Origin of the sequence: Candidatus Nitrosarchaeum limnium BG20, assembly GCF_000241145.1 — an archaeon.
Classification (GTDB): domain Archaea; phylum Thermoproteota; class Nitrososphaeria; order Nitrososphaerales; family Nitrosopumilaceae; genus Nitrosarchaeum; species Nitrosarchaeum limnae.
The window spans coordinates 1-16,259 of record NZ_AHJG01000241.1 but is presented as its reverse complement, the minus strand read 5'-3'; the positions used below and the strand labels follow the sequence as shown (position 1 = coordinate 16,259).

23 protein-coding genes, 1 tRNA gene and 1 pseudogene are annotated in these 16,259 nt (G+C 31.3%); 4 read left to right on the top strand and 21 right to left on the bottom strand.

The genetic code is table 11. The annotated features are described in order from the left end of the window. Positions 1 to 1,104, top strand: a 1,104-nt coding sequence (locus tag BG20_RS08680; protein WP_010193987.1) for an aldehyde dehydrogenase family protein, incomplete at its 5' end; no start/stop codon positions are given. On the opposite strand, the gene BG20_RS08675 is transcribed toward BG20_RS08680, so the two are convergent. The 12 genes and pseudogenes from BG20_RS08675 to BG20_RS08625 all read right to left on the bottom strand — a co-directional run bounded on the left by BG20_RS08675 (position 1,105) and on the right by BG20_RS08625 (position 8,044). Further along, complete coding sequence (locus BG20_RS08675; RefSeq protein WP_010193984.1) at positions 1,105 to 1,371, bottom strand: hypothetical protein; 267 nt, start codon at positions 1,369 to 1,371, stop codon at positions 1,105 to 1,107. A gap of 2 nt (positions 1,372 to 1,373) precedes the next feature. Next, positions 1,374 to 1,931: a hemerythrin domain-containing protein gene (locus tag BG20_RS08670; RefSeq protein ID WP_007402484.1), complete on the bottom strand. Its 558-nt coding sequence runs from the start codon at positions 1,929 to 1,931 to the stop codon at positions 1,374 to 1,376. A 105-nt stretch (positions 1,932 to 2,036) separates the two neighbouring features. Beyond that, the gene (locus BG20_RS08665) at positions 2,037 to 2,285 is read right to left on the bottom strand and encodes a hypothetical protein (RefSeq protein ID WP_007402485.1); all 249 of its coding nucleotides are present in this window, start codon (positions 2,283 to 2,285) and stop codon (positions 2,037 to 2,039) included. A gap of 33 nt (positions 2,286 to 2,318) precedes the next feature. Further along, positions 2,319 to 2,974: pseudogene (locus BG20_RS08660) on the bottom strand (2,5-diamino-6-(ribosylamino)-4(3H)-pyrimidinone 5'-phosphate reductase). Then, complete coding sequence (locus BG20_RS08655; protein ID WP_010193976.1) at positions 2,961 to 4,145, bottom strand: amidohydrolase family protein; 1,185 nt, start codon at positions 4,143 to 4,145, stop codon at positions 2,961 to 2,963. Before BG20_RS08655 ends, BG20_RS08660 begins: the two are co-directional and overlap by 14 nt. Beyond that, positions 4,139 to 4,891, bottom strand: a complete 753-nt coding sequence (locus BG20_RS08650) for a GTP cyclohydrolase IIa (protein WP_010193974.1) — start codon at positions 4,889 to 4,891, stop codon at positions 4,139 to 4,141. Before BG20_RS08650 ends, BG20_RS08655 begins: the two co-directional genes overlap by 7 nt. After that, positions 4,888 to 5,304, bottom strand: a complete 417-nt coding sequence (gene ribH / locus BG20_RS08645) for a 6,7-dimethyl-8-ribityllumazine synthase (RefSeq protein WP_048097184.1) — start codon at positions 5,302 to 5,304, stop codon at positions 4,888 to 4,890. The genes BG20_RS08650 and ribH overlap by 4 nt, the downstream gene beginning before the upstream one ends. A gap of 2 nt (positions 5,305 to 5,306) precedes the next feature. Next, positions 5,307 to 5,972: a 3,4-dihydroxy-2-butanone-4-phosphate synthase gene (gene ribB / locus BG20_RS08640; RefSeq protein WP_010193970.1), complete on the bottom strand. Its 666-nt coding sequence runs from the start codon at positions 5,970 to 5,972 to the stop codon at positions 5,307 to 5,309. 81 nt (positions 5,973 to 6,053) lie between these two features. Further along, complete coding sequence (locus BG20_RS08635; RefSeq protein ID WP_010193969.1) at positions 6,054 to 6,638, bottom strand: riboflavin synthase; 585 nt, start codon at positions 6,636 to 6,638, stop codon at positions 6,054 to 6,056. Between the two features lie 53 nt (positions 6,639 to 6,691). Further along, positions 6,692 to 7,399, bottom strand: coding sequence for a tetratricopeptide repeat protein (locus tag BG20_RS08630; RefSeq protein ID WP_010193968.1), 708 nt, complete (start codon positions 7,397 to 7,399; stop codon positions 6,692 to 6,694). An 82-nt stretch (positions 7,400 to 7,481) separates the two neighbouring features. Further along, positions 7,482 to 7,625 carry a hypothetical protein gene (locus BG20_RS12770; protein ID WP_193353038.1) on the bottom strand — a complete coding sequence of 48 codons (144 nt, stop codon included), beginning with the start codon at positions 7,623 to 7,625 and terminating at the stop codon, positions 7,482 to 7,484. A gap of 68 nt (positions 7,626 to 7,693) precedes the next feature. Beyond that, complete coding sequence (locus tag BG20_RS08625; protein ID WP_010193966.1) at positions 7,694 to 8,044, bottom strand: response regulator; 351 nt, start codon at positions 8,042 to 8,044, stop codon at positions 7,694 to 7,696. A gap of 166 nt (positions 8,045 to 8,210) precedes the next feature. On the opposite strand from BG20_RS08625, the gene BG20_RS08620 reads away from it, so the two are divergent. Then, a complete protein-coding gene (locus BG20_RS08620; protein ID WP_010193963.1) occupies positions 8,211 to 8,699 on the top strand; it encodes a hypothetical protein in 489 nt (162 codons plus the stop codon). Between the two features lie 140 nt (positions 8,700 to 8,839). Here BG20_RS08620 and BG20_RS08615 read toward each other — a convergent pair whose 3' ends face one another. Genes BG20_RS08615 through BG20_RS08595 form a run of 5 tightly spaced genes read right to left on the bottom strand, consistent with a single transcriptional unit; the run spans position 8,840 to position 12,573 of the window. Then, on the bottom strand, positions 8,840 to 9,583 hold the full coding sequence (locus BG20_RS08615; protein ID WP_010193960.1) for an HpcH/HpaI aldolase/citrate lyase family protein: 744 nt from the start codon (positions 9,581 to 9,583) through the stop codon (positions 8,840 to 8,842). A gap of 57 nt (positions 9,584 to 9,640) precedes the next feature. After that, positions 9,641 to 10,681, bottom strand: coding sequence for an L-threonylcarbamoyladenylate synthase (locus BG20_RS08610; protein WP_010193959.1), 1,041 nt, complete (start codon positions 10,679 to 10,681; stop codon positions 9,641 to 9,643). Positions 10,682 to 10,721: 40 nt separating this feature from the next. Continuing rightward, positions 10,722 to 11,792 carry a zinc-binding dehydrogenase gene (locus BG20_RS08605; RefSeq protein ID WP_010193955.1) on the bottom strand — a complete coding sequence of 357 codons (1,071 nt, stop codon included), beginning with the start codon at positions 11,790 to 11,792 and terminating at the stop codon, positions 10,722 to 10,724. A 42-nt stretch (positions 11,793 to 11,834) separates the two neighbouring features. Continuing rightward, a complete protein-coding gene (locus BG20_RS08600) occupies positions 11,835 to 12,113 on the bottom strand; it encodes a DNA-binding protein (protein WP_010193953.1) in 279 nt (92 codons plus the stop codon). Positions 12,114 to 12,120: 7 nt separating this feature from the next. Next, positions 12,121 to 12,573, bottom strand: coding sequence for a 30S ribosomal protein S19e (locus BG20_RS08595; protein ID WP_007402499.1), 453 nt, complete (start codon positions 12,571 to 12,573; stop codon positions 12,121 to 12,123). 171 nt (positions 12,574 to 12,744) lie between these two features. Between BG20_RS08595 and BG20_RS08590 the strand changes: the two genes are divergently transcribed. Then, positions 12,745 to 13,713: an NAD(P)/FAD-dependent oxidoreductase gene (locus BG20_RS08590; protein WP_010193948.1), complete on the top strand. Its 969-nt coding sequence runs from the start codon at positions 12,745 to 12,747 to the stop codon at positions 13,711 to 13,713. A 237-nt stretch (positions 13,714 to 13,950) separates the two neighbouring features. Beyond that, positions 13,951 to 14,181 (top strand): hypothetical protein, encoded by a 231-nt coding sequence (locus tag BG20_RS13400; RefSeq protein WP_010193944.1) that lies wholly within the window; start codon positions 13,951 to 13,953, stop codon positions 14,179 to 14,181. Here the strand turns inward: BG20_RS13400 and BG20_RS08585 are convergent. The 4 genes from BG20_RS08585 to BG20_RS08570 form a co-directional block, all read right to left on the bottom strand. Further along, on the bottom strand, positions 14,160 to 14,483 hold the full coding sequence (locus BG20_RS08585; RefSeq protein WP_193353039.1) for a ribonuclease P protein component 4: 324 nt from the start codon (positions 14,481 to 14,483) through the stop codon (positions 14,160 to 14,162). The two genes, BG20_RS13400 and BG20_RS08585, sit on opposite strands and share 22 nt — an antisense overlap. 87 nt (positions 14,484 to 14,570) lie before the next feature. Then, a tRNA-Gly gene (locus BG20_RS08580) sits at positions 14,571 to 14,644 on the bottom strand. A 22-nt stretch (positions 14,645 to 14,666) separates the two neighbouring features. Further along, complete coding sequence (locus BG20_RS08575; protein WP_010193940.1) at positions 14,667 to 15,335, bottom strand: ribosome biogenesis protein; 669 nt, start codon at positions 15,333 to 15,335, stop codon at positions 14,667 to 14,669. Further along, on the bottom strand, positions 15,332 to 16,259 hold a 928-nt coding region (locus tag BG20_RS08570; RefSeq protein ID WP_010193937.1), incomplete at its 5' end, for a hypothetical protein. The genes BG20_RS08575 and BG20_RS08570, both read right to left, overlap by 4 nt.

The window sequence follows — 16,259 nt, the reverse complement described above, 5'->3', positions numbered from 1 at the left end:
AATGGAGATAGTTTACTTGCTGATGAAGTATTAAACACAGATGCAAGAAAAAGTTTTCTTACTTTTGAACCACTTGGAGTTATTGGTTCTATTATGCCTTGGAACTTTCCTTATTGGCAAGCTCTAAGGTTTGCTGCCCCATGTTTGATGGCAGGAAATGTCATAGTGATGAAACCAGCTAGTGTAACCATGCAGTCAGGTATTGAAATTGAAAAAGCATTTACTGAATCAGGTATGCCTGATGGAATATTTCAGACAGTAGTAGGAAGTGTAGAATCTGCCAATCACCTCATTGATTCAGATGTTAATGCTGTCACATTTACAGGAAGTACAACTGCTGGAGCAAAAGTAGGTCAAAGAGCTGCAGGTAATTTGAAAAAATGTGTTTTGGAGCTTGGAGGAAGTGATCCATTTATCGTACTAGATGATGCAATTATTGAAAAAGCTGTAGATGGTGCAGTTAAAGGTAGATTCATCAATTGTGGTCAGAGCTGTGTTGCATCAAAAAGATTCTTTGTTGGAAAAAATATTGCTAAAGATTTTATTGAATTATTTATCAAGAAGGCATCTCAATTAAAAGTTGGAGACCCCACATCAATTGAAACTGATGTAGGACCATTATCAAACAAAGGTGGCTTAGAAACTATTTCAGGAATTGTTGAAGATGCAAAAGAGAAAGGTGCTGAAATTCTTTTAGGAGGTTCAAAAATCGATTCAAAGGGATATTTCTATCAGCCCACTATTCTTACAAATGTTAAACAAAATATGAGAATTGCAAAAGAGGAGACATTTGGTCCAGTTGCTCCAATAACAGTAGTTGAAAATGAAAGTGAGGCTGTTAAATTAGCAAATGATACAGAATTTGGATTGGGTGCCAGTATTTGGACTAAAGATCTAGCAAAAGCTGAGAAAATCTCTAGGCGAATAGAATCAGGAATAGTCAGTGTAAATAATGTAGTACTTTCAGATCCAAGAATTCCATTTGGGGGGATAAAACATAGTGGATTTGGGAGAGAATTATCAAGATATGGAATTCTTGAATTTGTGAATATTAAATCAGTGAGATTCTATGATAATCTAAGTCATCATCACTACGTAGAATAACTATTCATCTTCATCATCATAATCACATTCTTCTAATTCAATATGTGATGGATTTCCATTTTCCTCAAAGTAAATTTCAATACATATGTCAGTTGCTAAAGTTGAGGCTAAAGTTTCAGCTAATTCCTTTGGAAAATTACCTGGAGTATTAGAATTGACAGAATATTTGTATTCAATTATTTCATCATCATGATAGAAATCTATCTCAATATTTCCATTAACATATTTTCTTACTCCAACAACTTGACCAAAAGTACTGTAAGCCAAATCTAATTTCCTTGTTTAGAAACATCACGTGTTAGAGTTTCAGCTAATTGTTCGTAATGCTCTCTAGTTTTTCCAGTTTCTCTTAGTTTAGATTCTTCAATATCATTTAGTTCTTGGTTAATTTTCTTTGAAACGTATTGTAAGCGAGCTTCTGCCATCATAAACAATCTATTATTTTCTTTCCATAAATGCTCTGTAATATGTTCCACATACTGTTGTAAATCAGTAACTAATTTTGTAGAATCACCAGATGAGAGATAAGTTTTAGCAGAACTTTCCATTTCTTTTCCAAGTTCTCTTGATCGCTGATGATCTATTAGCATCATTGCAATTGGACCCATGTTAGTAGGCATCCCTGCTTGTTCTAGTGCTGGAAATAACGATTTTTCTTCCTTACTATGATGACATACATCAGTAAAATTTTTTGAGAAATCAATAACAGGTAAGAGAATAGATTCAGGGATTTGCTTTCCATCTTTTAGAAGTTGAATTGTAGATTCCATTGCTTTGATGACCTTTTCTATAAGATCATGATCTTTTCTTAAAGATGCAGTGGACATAATAATTACAAATAATTTCCAATATCTATATCTTTTTTAAATTTTAAAATTAATAATTAAAAGATAGGAAATGTGTTAACGATTATTCGCTAACAATTTTTTTCTTTAGCGATTAGAGAGGCTTTTTGCTTTAACAAATGCCCAAATCTTTTTTGTCATTTCACTTGGTGCAATAGGTTTGTTACCAAAAACTTGCTCTACAGTTTCTTTACGACCTGCAAAACTAATTGCATAACCACCAAATGCTGGTTTTTTAGATTTTGATTTGCTTGGGGATTTTGCTTTAGCTTTTGATTTTTTACTAATGCTTTTAGTTGTAGCTTTCTTTTTTGTAGCTTTCTTTTTTGCTGCCAATTTCTTATTATATTTTAAATTAAGTATAATAACTTACACTTTTGTATAATGTAAAACAAGGTGGTTTTCTAGTTTTTTTATTGAATTTAATCTGAGTTGAGGTGATTTTATAATCTTATCAAAGCCTTTACCTTGAACAAATGTTATTGCATCTGTTCCTCCAATAATAAATGGGGATATAGTTATGAAAATTTCATCAAATATTTTATTTTGAATAAATTGCCAGTTGACAGTACCGCCTCCTTCAACTAAAATAGTTTTGATTTTTCTTTTACTTAGTGAAGTCATTAAAGATTTTATGTTAACTAGATTTTCACCTGACATAATTATTTCAACAGGAAATTTATTTAATTTTTTTAAATTTTCATTACTAATTTTTCTAGACACTGCAATAATTGTTGGAACTTTATCACATGTTTGTAAGATTTTAGAATTAATCGGTATAGTTCCTTGGGAATCTAAAATAATTCTTATTGGGTTTTTCCTTTTGTATATCGTACGGTAAGTAACGGATCATCTCTTTGTACTGTATTTTTCCCTACGAGAATTGCATCAACTTTTGATCGAAGTTTATGAAGTCTAACTTTATCGATTTGTGAGGAAAGTTTTGAATCACCTGAACGTGAGGCAATTTTTCCATCGATGGAAATTGCTGCACTTAAAATTACATGTGGTCTAGATTTTTCCATGGATAATTTTACCTCCTATCATTACAGCTCTAATAGCAGATTCAGATGCCCTATGAACAATAGATGCGTGTGGATTATGCATTGGTTCTAAATCCAATGCATGTTTATCAAGAAAGATACAATCTGCAAGTTTGCCATTTTCAATTATTCCTATGTCTTTATTCAAAATTTTTCCACCATTTACAGTTGCCATTTTTAGAATTTCTTTTGGATCAACTCTTTTCTTGTGAATACCCATAGTGATTTTCCACAAGTAATCCATTTCTCTAAACATATCAGGAGAGTTTATCATAACATTGTCAGTGCCCAATCCAATTATACATCCAGATTTTTTCATTAATTCAATATCAGGAATTCCTTCAGCGAGTGAAGCATTTGCTCTGGGACAAATTACAATTCCACGTGCTATTTTTTTAGCAGCGAGCAAATCCCTTGATGAGGCATAAGTCATATGAACAAGAAAATGAGGTTTCATTTTCAAAGCACGTATGGTTTCAGATTTGTGGGTAATCTTTTTTGATGTAGAAATGCTTTGAATTGTTTCAGATGAGTGAATGGCACGAATTTTTGTTGTTCTAGAGTAATAGTTCAACACTGCTGAACTGTTTTCATTTGCTCCACTTACACCAAGTCCATCACAGTTTGTAAGTAATTCTGTCAGTTCATCGATTTTATGCGTGGGTAAAGGAATGTTTTTTTTAATTTCATTAGGTCCCTGATAGTATTCTAATCTGCCAAGAATAATAGAACGAATAGGTGATTCAGAGACTACTTGTTTGAGTAAATGTACTCCTTCAATTCCACCCTCTCTAAAATCCACAAAAGTTGTAATTCCTTTATTTAGCATTGATTTACATGTGGTTTTCATAAAATTTGCAAGGTATCTTTTATCAGTATTTTTTAGAATTTTGGATTTAGCTCCAGATACTGGATGAATTCGTTTTTCAGCTGAACTGTTAAGAGTTACATCTTTTCCAATAGAATCACCAATATGAGTATGACAATTTACAAATCCAGGAATTAGTAATAATCCTTCACAGTCAATGGATTCTTCTTTAGTTCCAATCTTGGAATGAATTTTTTTGAATTTATCACCCTGAATCTTTATGTTAGTATGTGAAACATAATCTAATTCTTTACCTAATAGAGCACTTACATTTTTGATTAGCATGATAATTCATAAACACTGGGTTTTTCTTTTCCAGAATCTCTAATTTCTCTAATTGTATCAAGAGATTTAGTTGCAAGATTGGCAGCATCTCTGGCAGTTTTTCCATTACCTATTCCACAATTCAAAGTAATGTCATATTCATTTTTAATTAGTTCAATAAATTCACTTACAGAATTTTTTGCTTCTTCGCTTGCAACTACCATAAAATTATCTCCACCCATAAAAAATGTTAGAGAATTTTTTTTGGAAAAAAACTTGGCCATTTTTGCATATAGTTCAAAAATTGTTAGAGTGATTTCATACGGAGATTTAATTTTTCTTTTAGAAGTTAAATTTTCAACATCAAAGTGCATTATGGAAACTTTTGGTTCAGATTTGCCATCAATGAAACCAAAAATAGTATGTTCCTTACTAAGGACAATTTCATTAATTTTTCCTTCATACGCCTTAAGATTTGCTTTAAAAGGTGATTCAGCATATCCTAAAGATATTGAGAATTTAACATCAAAAGATTTTTCAAGATTTTTTTGAATTTCTATATGATCCTCTAATGTTAAACCATTTGAAACTACAAAAAATTCATCAGCTCGATTCAAAAAAACAAGGCAATTTTTTTCTGAAAATAATTGTTGGATTTCTTTGTATATTGACGCTTGAAGCATTTGTAATGCATGTTCTCTATCACTTCCAAGCGTTAGAGTCCAGGGTCCATAACCAGTTATCTTCAATATGCTGAGTTGGATCATTTTTGAATCCTTTGTAATTCATCAGAAACTTTCACCATAGCCTCTACCGCACGCTCAGCCACTGGTCTAATTCTAGCATAAGCATGCCTTTCCTGCATTCCAGGCCCAGTAATTCCTAAGGATACTGGTTTTTGATACTTAATTGATAATTCAGTTAATGCTCTTGCTGTAGAATGAGCAATGAGTTCATCATGCTTTGTTTGTCCTTTTATTATAGCACCAAGAGTTACTACCCCATCAACATCTTTTTTTTGTAATAATGCATTAACAATAATCGGCATATCGTATGCTCCAGGAACTTTACATGTATAATTTATTTTTAATTTCATGATTTTTGCTTTTTCTTGAGCTACCAATAGCATTCTAGATGTCACTTCTTCATTAAATTCCGAAATCACTATTGCAATGTTCAGAATTAATGCACCTTAGCGAACTCTAATAATTCTTTACCATCAATTAATGGAATTGCATTTTGTTTTGCATATTTTTTTGCTTTTTCAACAGATAATGCAGTATAAGTTTCAGCATCCATCATTTCACAGATTGCAGTCACTGGAGTTAAACCAGCTATCTGAGTAAGATAAACCGACATTTCGGTATGACCTTGTCTTTTTGCTAAGAGTCCTTTTGATGCAATTAACAGAGGAACATGTCCGGGAGTTTTAAATGAAGAAGCAAATTTTTTCTTTTTATTGTCAACTTTAAAGATATTTGCCATTTCTCTAATAGTCAAAGATCTGTCTTTATCAGTAATACCAGTATAAGTTTGATAATGATTTACAGAAATTGAAAATGTAGGGTGATCACCGTATGGAGCAAGACCCATAATCATCTCTTTATTTGATATTGGTGATTCTGCCAATATCTCATGCATGTATTTTAGTTCTAAGGAATTTGCAAAATCATTATCAATTGCCATACACAACAAACCTCCAGCATGTTGTCGCATTCTTGCAATATGTTCGGGAGTAACAAACTCTGCAGCAACAACCATGTCTATTTCATTTTCTCTTCCAGCAGAATCAAATAATAATACAAATTCACCACGCTTTAATGATTCAATTCCAGATTCAAGTGTCATTTATAAATAAAATCGCTAATGACAGATTATAAAGTTTACTATAAAATTGGTAATTACCAATAAAATGGTAATAGCATAATTTTATTTTAAAATATACTTTCCAAGAATATCTGTTTCAATATTTATCTTATCACCAATGTGTTTTGTTTTGAAATTAGTTAGCTCCATTGTATGTGGAATTAAACATACAGAAGCTAGATTTTTTTTAACATCAACAACAGTCAAACTAATTCCATCAATTGCAATTGATCCTTTTTTTACAACATATTTAGATAGTTTTTTGGGAATTTCAAACCAAACTTGTACTTCTTTAGGTCTTTTGAGGATTTTTTTAATTATACCAACGCCATCTACATGACCTAAAACAAAATGCCCCTCTAATCTATCACCTGTTTTTAAGCTACGCTCAATGTTAACAATGTCACCGGGATTAAGATTACCAAGATCAGTTTTCTTTGTAGTTTCTTCAATCATTTCAAAAATACAGTTTGATTTGGTTATTTTTGTAGCAGTTAGACATACACCATTCAAAGCCACACTTTGTCCAATCTTCAAACCTTTTGCATGTTTTCCTAAATTCACAGTCATTTGAATTGCACTTCTGTTTTTAGTATTTTTAGAAATTTTTTGAATTTTCCCAACACCTTCAACAATTCCTGTAAACAATGTTTATAGATAAAATTACTTTGTATAAATTGATTTTCTTATTATAGGAGATTTTATTTTTGATTCTTTATTTCTTCAAATTCATTTTGACAGAATTGGTGAAAAACGGTACATTTATTTTTTTTAGCGTCTAATTTAATTTGATTCATATCTTTATCTAAAACACCTTGTGCTGCCAAAAATGCATCATCTTCCATCCCTAATTTTTCATATGCTTTTGATTTAGCTATAGATGCTTCTTTAAGACTAGAGTCTATCGTTAGTGCCTTATCATAATACTCAATAGATTCTTTATAATTTCCTAAATGATTCAATGAAATGGCTTTATTCATTAAAGCTGTAGTATCTTTATCATTTATTGTTAGAGTTTTATCATAAAATTCTAAAGCCTCTTGATGCCTATCTAATTCATTTAATGACAAACCCATGCTATTAAGAGTCCATGTATCTTTACTATCTAAATCTAGAATAATTTTACAGCATATCAAAACTTCATCATATCTCTTCAATTGTTCAAGAGAATAGATTTTATTTTTTAATGCATAAATATCAGAACTCATTATCTTCAGAACTTTGTCACAAAAAGTAATTGATTCTTCAAATTTACCTAAATGTATCAAGGCCAATGCAGAGTTTTGCAATGCTACCATATCATTTGGATTATTATTCAAAAGTTTATTACAATAATTTAGCATGTCATCATATTTTCCAGATTCAAACATTCGAGTAATTACAACAGTGGGATCTAGTAAATTAATCAATTTAATTCATTATTATAATACATTATCATATCTTTATTCTATTCGATAAAGAAATAAAAATAATTAAAAATTGAAACAATAATTATTTTAGAGCTTTTCTAAGTGTTTCATTTAAAACCTTAGAGTAGCTGTAAGAAACTTGTTCTTGTTGAATCATTTTTGCTTGACGAAGTCTAAGTTTTTTATCAAGATCTTCATCAATCATTATGGTAACTCGTTTGCTCATAATAATATCTACTTTCTTAATGTATGATAGTTAGAATATAAGACTGTATGACCAAATCTGGAAATGACTTAGGCTTTGATAATTGAAAGAAGATTTTTCAAATTAAATGGTTTTTGTATTAATGGAATACCTAATTTTTCTAATTTTTCTTCTGTTAAATAATTACTGTCACCACTTACAACAATAAATTTTGCATTAGGATCAATTTCTTGAATTTTTCTAATAGCATGAAAACCACTTCCGTTAGGCATCATAATATCCATCAATATTATATCAGGTTTTTTTTCTTCGTATAATTTGATGGCAGTATTTCCATCATAACCACCTCCGAGAACTTTTATGTCATTTTCTTCCAGAAATTCACTAAACAGCCTTACGGTATCCCTATCATCATCAATTACTATAACAGAACGCTGCATAAAGGGAATTTTGAACAAAAGATACTTAATATTTTGTATGTTTTTCTTAAATGACGATGGCTGGAATTGACAGATTGATTTCAACATCATTATCAGAGGTAATTAAAAAAAATTAGAAAAAGATGATTTAAAAAATCTTGAAAGAACGTTATTTCTAAAATATGGTATGTCAATAAAACTTTCAATAGAACATTTTCATGGTTTTATCAAGATTTTAAAAAGTGTCATAAACGTAAATGAAAAAAAATTCGTAGATGAATGTATCTGTAGAATTATTAAAATCAAAAAAATAGAGGGTGGTTATAAGATTAGAATTATTGAGCAAGAACTAATTGATTTGATTTTACAAGTATGCGGTGATTCTGAAACCAGAAAAATAATTGGATGTGTTTTTAGTAAAGATTTAACCATTCCCCAAATTCTAAATGAATGTAAGATACCAAAAACATCAGGATATAGAAAAATAGAAAATTTAATCATTAATGGATTTATTTTAGAAACAGGAAAAGTTCTAAGTGAAAGTAAAAGAATCTCAAAATATAGATGTGTTTTTGATGAAATTAAAATAGAAATACAAAAAAATAATGTGATAATTCACGGAGTTGTTAATAATAAAATATTTGATAAAAGCACCAGTATGGTATTAACTCATTAAAGAACTTACGATATCATGGCGCTGGATTATTTTTTACAATTTCAAGAAGTGCTTTTGCTTGTTTAAAATGAACCTCGTCAATCATTTTTCCATCTATAGTTGTTGCACCTTTCCCTTTCTTTGTTGATTCTAAGTAATATTTACAAACTTTTTTCAGCCCACTGAATTTCTAGTTTATTTGGATAGAAAATTTTGTGAGTAATGGGTAGTTGATCTGGATGAATGATGCTCTTTCCAGAATAACCTAAACTTTTTCCAATAGCACAATCTCTTTCAAGACCCTTAATGTCATTAAGATCTTGCCAGATAGCATCTATTGCAGAAACTCCTGCTGCTTTTGCATCTACGGGAATTTTTGCTCTAGAATATTTCCCACCTTCAGGATCTTTGGTATATTCAATTCCTAAATCATTTAAAAGATCAAAAACACCAAAAACGACAGCAGGTATTCTTTTACTAAATGATGCTATACTGTAAGTGTTAACTACACCCTCAGTGGATTCAATAGATGGAATTATTTGAATTGGTTTTAACTTACGTTTTTTTTCTAATAATGAAAGATTTTTTTCAATTTTCTTTAATTCTTTAACATTATTCACTTTAGGAATTACAATACCGTCAATTCCTTTTTGAACTACTTTATTGAGATCGTCAGGTATTTTTCCAGATGAAGGTGCATTTGTTCTAACAAAAATTGATGATGCATATTCAGAACGAATAGAAAGTGTATTTTTTATTAGATTTCTTGCATTTTCTTTTTCTGATTCAGGAATGGAATCTTCTAGATCAAAACAAACAATATCAGCAGACAGTACTTTGGCTTTATCTAGAAATCGTTGATTATTACCAGGTACAAAAATTAAACTTCGAATAAGTCTTGCCAATGTGTTTTTTGATATTTTTTGGATTGATTAAGATTTTGGTTTTATTATAACGAACTTTCATGCGCTGACTATCTCAGAAGCAGCTTTTCTGAGCCTATTCATTATTGCAAATCCCAGATTGGAAGTATCAATTTCTCTCATAATTATTACATCAACTTTTTGATCATCTAATTCTCTAAATGATTTGTAAAGATTACTTGCAATCAAATTTTTTGTGGTTCCAATGAATTTGAATTTTACAAATGGAGTTTTTTTGATATTTTTGTTATTAATAATACCTATCAATTTCTTTTGTTGCTGAAATTTTTTAATTAATTCATGTATCTTTTTTTGAGTATTCTTGGTACTGCCTTCTACAAGAATTATTTTTGCATTGGGGGAATAATGTTTGTATTTCATTCCAGGTGATTTTACTTTAAGTAGTTTTGATTTTTTTCCTAGTAAACTTGGATGATATTTGACTTTTTTCAGCAGATTCTTTAATTCTTCATAGGAAATTTTTCCAGGTCTTAAAATTGTCGGAGTTTTAGTGGTTAAATCTAATATGGTGGATTCTATTCCAATCACAGAATTTCGTCCATCGATTACTGCATCAATTTTTCCATCAAGATCAGATAAGACGTGTTTTGCTAATGTAGGACTAGGTTTTCCAAAAAGATTTGCAGATGGAGCAACAATTGGATTTCCTAGTGAATTGATTAATGATAGTGCAATTTTATGAGAGGGCATTCTAATTGCAATAGTATTCAAACCTCCAGTTGCAATTTTTGGTATTATTGATGATTTTTTTAAAATCAATGTGAGAGGTCCAGGCCAAAATTTTTCTATTAATTTTTCTGCTGTTGCTGGAATATCTTTGGTGTATTTTTTAACATCTTTTTTATTTGATATGTGAAATATTAGAGGGTTATCAGATGGTCTATTTTTGGCTTGAAATATTTTTTTAATAGCTTTTGGATTTAATCCATCTGCACCTAAACCATAAACCGTTTCTGTAGGAAATGCTACCAGTCCTCCTTTACGTAAAATAGAAACACATTGATCAATTTTTTTTATTTGAGGTTTTTTGGGATTGACAGCAATTACTCTAGTTTTCATAAATTCAATATTGATTTGATATATTAAAAATAGATAGTAATTATTCTGGTTTCATTAAGATTTTGCCAAAGAACTTACCTTGAAGCATTTTTGTATGTGCTTCTGCTGCTTGTTCAAATGTATATACGGAGTCAATTTCAGCTTTTATCTTACCTTTACCCATCCAGTATAATCCATCATCCATCTCTGCTTTTGTTCCTTGTGTTGAACCTAAAACATTGATTCCCTTAAAGAAGATGTGTCTAAGATCTATTTGTGCATCATAACCTGTAGTAGCTCCACAAGATACAAGAGTACCACCATACTTTAGCAGTGTTAGCTGTTTGTTAAAGTGGGTTTGACCAATATGATCAAAAGTTAAATCAACACCCGGTGTAACACCAGTTTTTGCGGCTATTTCTTTTGTGATTTTATAGACTTCTTTTTGCCAATCATCTTTTCTATGATCTACTGCATAATCTGCTCCAAGTTCCTTACATTTGTCTAACTTGTCAGGACTTGCTGTAGCTATCACAGTACAATTATAGAGTTTTGCAATTTGAATACCAAAACTTCCAACTCCTGATCCTCCACCCATTATCAAGACAGTTTGTCCTGGGGTTATCTTGGCTCTTCCAACTAACATATGCCAAGATGTGAGAATTGTCATGGATGCAGCCGCTGCTTGATCATATGTTACTCCATCTGGAATTTTTGAAATGTTAACTTCTGGAAGATGTACTAATTCGCTATATGCTCCCCACATTGGTCCTGTTTGGAATCCCCAAACTTGTCTATTAAGACAATCAAATTCTCTGCCAGATGTACATAATTTACATACTCTACATGAAAGATTAGAGTGAGATACAACTCTATCACCAACTTTGATATTTTTTACATCTTCTCCAACTGCCACTACATCACCTGCAGCATCAGAACCTGATACATGTGGTAATGGAATAGCGATAGGAACTCCTCTCATTCCCCAAATATCATTATAATTTAGAGCTGCAGCTTTTAATTTAAAAACTACTTCATCTGGTTTTGGTTTTGGATCATCAATATCCTTAACTTTGAGTATTTTAGCATAATTATCATCTGGTGCATATTGATCATAAACTACTGCTTTCATGCATAATTCCCTGTATGACCCCTAATTATATTTTCTCTGATATCAGATACGATTTATCTTAAAATCACGTTTAGGTTGTTGAATAGATAATAAAATTTGTTTTAGTTGGTTGTCATTGATCTGTGAATTCATCTTTCCTTGGGAAGCAATCCCAATAAGATATTGCTCTACAAGTTCAGATAGTTCAGGTTTGACCATTTTTATATTATTTAGTCGCATTCTTGCTTCAGGTGCAAGAATTTGTTTAAGAATTTGTTCTTTTTGAGCGCTAATGTCAGGAGTTTGTTTATCAGGAAGATCGGGTGACTCTGAAAAACTCATTTCAAATCTAAGAGTATACTTTCAGCTGAGGATTTTCAGTGATTAGCTCATTTAGAATTTCTGTAGATAATCTATCTAGTTTTTGCATTCCTTGTTTTGAAACAACACGGCCTTTTTTCTCCACTTTTTCTATATAGCCAAGTTTTTCTAAAGCTTGGACTGCATTACGGATAATTGCACCGCCAGCATCTTTATGATGAGCAGCACCATATCCAGATGGTCTTCCACCACCGTAAATTTTTCTTAATTCATTAATTCCAAGTGGTCCATGTAGGTAGATTTTTCTCATCAATGATGCACATCGAGTATGCCACCAATCTCTATCTTGAGGTGGTTTATCGGCGTGAGCACCTGTTTTTACAAATGGAATCCAAGAAGGAGCAGGAATATCTTCATTCTTTAGAATAGCTGCTAATCTGCTAATCAATACATCTGATGGTACATCGTATACCTTTGCCATAGAGTGAAAAAATCTGGGATCGTCTTATAAATCATTGAGGCATTGTCTTTAGTTTTTTGAATATTTGCAAGCGTGAATTTTTAGATCGGATAATACTATTCTTCTTGCCTGACTTGTTTAGAATTTCTTAAAATATAATAGGTTTTTATGCATTTTCCATGATTTTTAGACGTGTCTCAATTATACAACTGTGTACAATGTGATTTAAAATTTGATTCAAAGAAGAAATTTGAGGCACACGTAATATTTTCACATAAAACAGATTCAACATCTAAGAAAAAAATTTTGATTTTGGGAGGCGGATTTGGTGGGATGCATGTGTTAAAAGAACTTCAAAAAAAACTAGATGCTAAAAATACAAGCATTACCATTGTAAGTGATAATAATTATTTTTTGTTTACACCAATGTTACCAGAAGTAGCTTCAGGAATGCTTAATCCTAGAGATATTACCACACCAATTAGAGAATTCTGTACTAGTGCAAAATTTTATCAGGCTACTGTATTTTCAGTAGATTTACAACAGAGATTAGTAACAATTACAAGAAAATTTGACGGGAAAAATCATGCTTTAGAATATGATTATTTGGTATTAGCAGTAGGTAGTGACAACAATTTCTATGGAAACAAACCAATAGAAGAAAATTCTTTTCCAATCAAAACTGTCGAGGATGCAATAGAATTACGTAATCAAACTCTATCAATGATGGAAATTGCTGCACAAACAGGGAGTATAGAGCTTCAACAAAAATTTCTTACTTTTACTGTTGTTGGTGCAGGGTTTGCAGGGGTTGAAATAATTGGGGAGATTAATCATTTTGTAAGAAAATCTGTAAAACAAGCATATCCTACAATTAATGAAAACAACATCAATATGATATTAATTTCATCGAAAAATGAAATCCTACCTGAACTTAATTACAAATTAGGTGAATCTGCAAGATCTTATTTAAAAAAAATGGGAGTTCGAATTATTTCAAATGTAAAGGCAATTGATGCCGGTGAAAGTCATGTTGAGTTATCGGATGGAGAGATAATTCCATGTACCACACTCATATGGACAGGTGGTGTGACTACAAATTCTATGATCAAGTCTTTAATTTGTGAACATGACAAAGGAGGAAAAGTTTTAGTAGGATAAGTTTCTTAGACTGAAAGATCATCCAGAGGTATTTGCATTAGGTGATTGTGCAGCAATACTAGATACAGATACTGGGAAATTTTATCCTCCAACAGCACAACATGCATTACGTGAAAGCACAGTTGTTGCACAAAATATCAAAAAATCACTTGAATCAGATTCTAATTTAAAAGAATTTTCATATCAGAGCAAAGGGATGATGGCAACTATTGGAAATAAGCAGGTGTTGCATCCTTAATGGGTCTTAGTATTACGGGTGTATTAGCGTGGGTAATTTGGAGAACTTATTATTTATCACATCTTCCGACATTTGAATCAAAAGTAAAAATCGGAATCGGTTGGGCAATTAATTCATTTTTTGGAACTGATTTAACATTGATTGGAGAGACAAAGACAAAATATTTGCATAAGATAACAATTGATGATGATACACCGTCGTTGAAGGATCAACTAGTTGGCGATTTATAGCTAGATAATGGAGTACCTACTTTTTTGGTTACATTCGATTTATGTATTATTTTTCGATAGGTATGACCGCAGAGATTACATGATATTCGGATTGATTTGACTGATGTTCTACCTAAACGAATTCTGGAATTCGTTCCAGGTGAGATAAATGACTTGCATTTCTTACAAAAAACAATTTTGAGTTCATATGGCATACGAATTTTGTGTTTTGTGCTAATTCTTTGTGCCATTGAAGCGTATCGTTGAGAAAGAATTGGATTTGTTTTTGCATTAGAAATTGCACTATTAATGAGAATGTGCATTCTTTCCAATGCAATTTTTCTAAGAGATGGTTTCACATTAACTATTATTTATGCACCTAAAAATTGGTTCTCTTTAGATTGAAAGGGTGCAGTCAGCGGGATTCGAACCCGCGTCACAAGGTTGGAAACCTCGAATACTAACCAGGCTATACTATGACTGCACAAGAAAACAAACTGAATTTCCTACATAAAAACGGTTTTTTCATACTCATAGAGCATGCGTGCAATTACAACATGTGCCTCATATGATATGTCACCAACGGAAAATAAGTGATTTATTTTACTTTTTATTGATTCAGAGAAATGCCCCTTTTGAAATCCACCTATAACTATACATGTATCATCAGATATTTCAGAACTGATTTTTTCAAATGATTTTAGTTGGCCTTTAGTTGAAAATCCAATAATTTTAGATGGTTTTATTTCATTAATTAGTTCAGAGAAGGATTTTTTTTTGACTTCCATTAATGTAGCAGTGTTAGATAGTATTACTTTCTCTAAAAATAATTTTTCAATTAAACCTTCAAACCTATGATATGATTTTGGAATGTGAACATTTTCTCCAATGTAAATTACTTTATCATCAATTGTATGAACATAGATTTTGATTTTATTGTGAAGATATAATGGAATTGTAGTTGCTTCCAATATAGAAAAATGAACTAAGTCAGGTCTTCCTCTTTTGATTTCATCATCAATTCCTTTCATTGCAGCAAAATGCCAAGAGTTATCAAGCAGTATTTCTGAGGGATTCTTTCCTAGTTTTCGTGCATGTGATAATACGGAAGGGTGATCTTGTAGTTCTTCAGGTACAAGTTCTAATGATGATTCTGCTAATACTAGAGATATCATTGGTTAATCAGTTCAATTTGATTCTTAAATTCATTCCAACTAGGTTTTGGAGTTCCATCTGCATCTAATAATCCAGCACTACAAACGTAATGGCTTAATCGTTCAATTACATATTCACTACTTCCTAAACCTGAACCACCACCTACACTGAGAGTTTTATTGCCAATTTCTGGTTTTTCTATGACACATGTGCCATCAGGTTTGTCATACTGTCTATACCATGTAAAAAATTCTATTTTAGATTTATTTTCCTTATAGAATTCAAATGATTTTTCTAAAAATTCTTGCTGGGATGTACTATTACCACCTACAAAATCTGATGTACTCCAACTAATTTCAAATAGACCAATTTTTTTATCTGGTATAATTTCAAATATTTTTTGCAAATCCTCTTTTGCCTCTTGAGGAGTTTTGACAATCTCATTTAAGGTATCAACTGGAGAATATGAAAAAGCAACAAAATCACCAATGGATAAATCAGTTACAATGTGTTCCAAATTTTTGTTGAGTACGTTATGTAAGGCAAATGCATTTCCAATCTTTACAGTAGGATGCTTTTCTTTTATTTTATCATATACTCCTGTGAAAAGTTCTTTGTATACGGGTATATTTTGTTCATAATATCGAAATTGTGATTCTGTTTCACCAGCAATGACTACCGTATCTATAATATCATAACGAGATAATATGGCATCAAGTACACTTACCAGTCTGTCTTCACCAATTGCATTAAGAGAAGGTTTTCCAATCCAGTTTGGAAATGGTCCTAATGTTTCTCCGTTAATCACAGAGAAATATAGGGTAACTTTGAGATCATTATTTTTATTATAACTCATTAAAACATCGGATTGTGTCCAATCAAATTCTCCTTTTACAGGCTCTACAACATTCCAGAAAATGTACACATTACTTCTTCCAATTCCT

Coding starts and splice junctions, on each gene's coding strand:
- BG20_RS08670 (WP_007402484.1), bottom strand. CDS start 1,931: ATGTCCACTGCATCTTTAAGAAAAGATCATGATCTTATAGAAAAGGTC.
- BG20_RS08655 (WP_010193976.1), bottom strand. CDS start 4,145: ATGCTAATCAAAAATGTAAGTGCTCTATTAGGTAAAGAATTAGATTAT.
- BG20_RS08650 (WP_010193974.1), bottom strand. CDS start 4,891: ATGATCCAACTCAGCATATTGAAGATAACTGGTTATGGACCCTGGACT.
- ribB (WP_010193970.1), bottom strand. CDS start 5,972: ATGACACTTGAATCTGGAATTGAATCATTAAAGCGTGGTGAATTTGTA.
- BG20_RS12770 (WP_193353038.1), bottom strand. CDS start 7,625: ATGAGCAAACGAGTTACCATAATGATTGATGAAGATCTTGATAAAAAA.
- BG20_RS08625 (WP_010193966.1), bottom strand. CDS start 8,044: ATGCAGCGTTCTGTTATAGTAATTGATGATGATAGGGATACCGTAAGG.
- BG20_RS08620 (WP_010193963.1), top strand. CDS start 8,211: ATGTCAATAAAACTTTCAATAGAACATTTTCATGGTTTTATCAAGATT.
- BG20_RS08610 (WP_010193959.1), bottom strand. CDS start 10,681: ATGAAAACTAGAGTAATTGCTGTCAATCCCAAAAAACCTCAAATAAAA.
- BG20_RS08605 (WP_010193955.1), bottom strand. CDS start 11,792: ATGAAAGCAGTAGTTTATGATCAATATGCACCAGATGATAATTATGCT.
- BG20_RS08600 (WP_010193953.1), bottom strand. CDS start 12,113: ATGAGTTTTTCAGAGTCACCCGATCTTCCTGATAAACAAACTCCTGAC.
- BG20_RS08595 (WP_007402499.1), bottom strand. CDS start 12,573: ATGGCAAAGGTATACGATGTACCATCAGATGTATTGATTAGCAGATTA.
- BG20_RS13400 (WP_010193944.1), top strand. CDS start 13,951: ATGGGTCTTAGTATTACGGGTGTATTAGCGTGGGTAATTTGGAGAACT.
- BG20_RS08585 (WP_193353039.1), bottom strand. CDS start 14,483: ATGCACATTCTCATTAATAGTGCAATTTCTAATGCAAAAACAAATCCA.
- BG20_RS08575 (WP_010193940.1), bottom strand. CDS start 15,335: ATGATATCTCTAGTATTAGCAGAATCATCATTAGAACTTGTACCTGAA.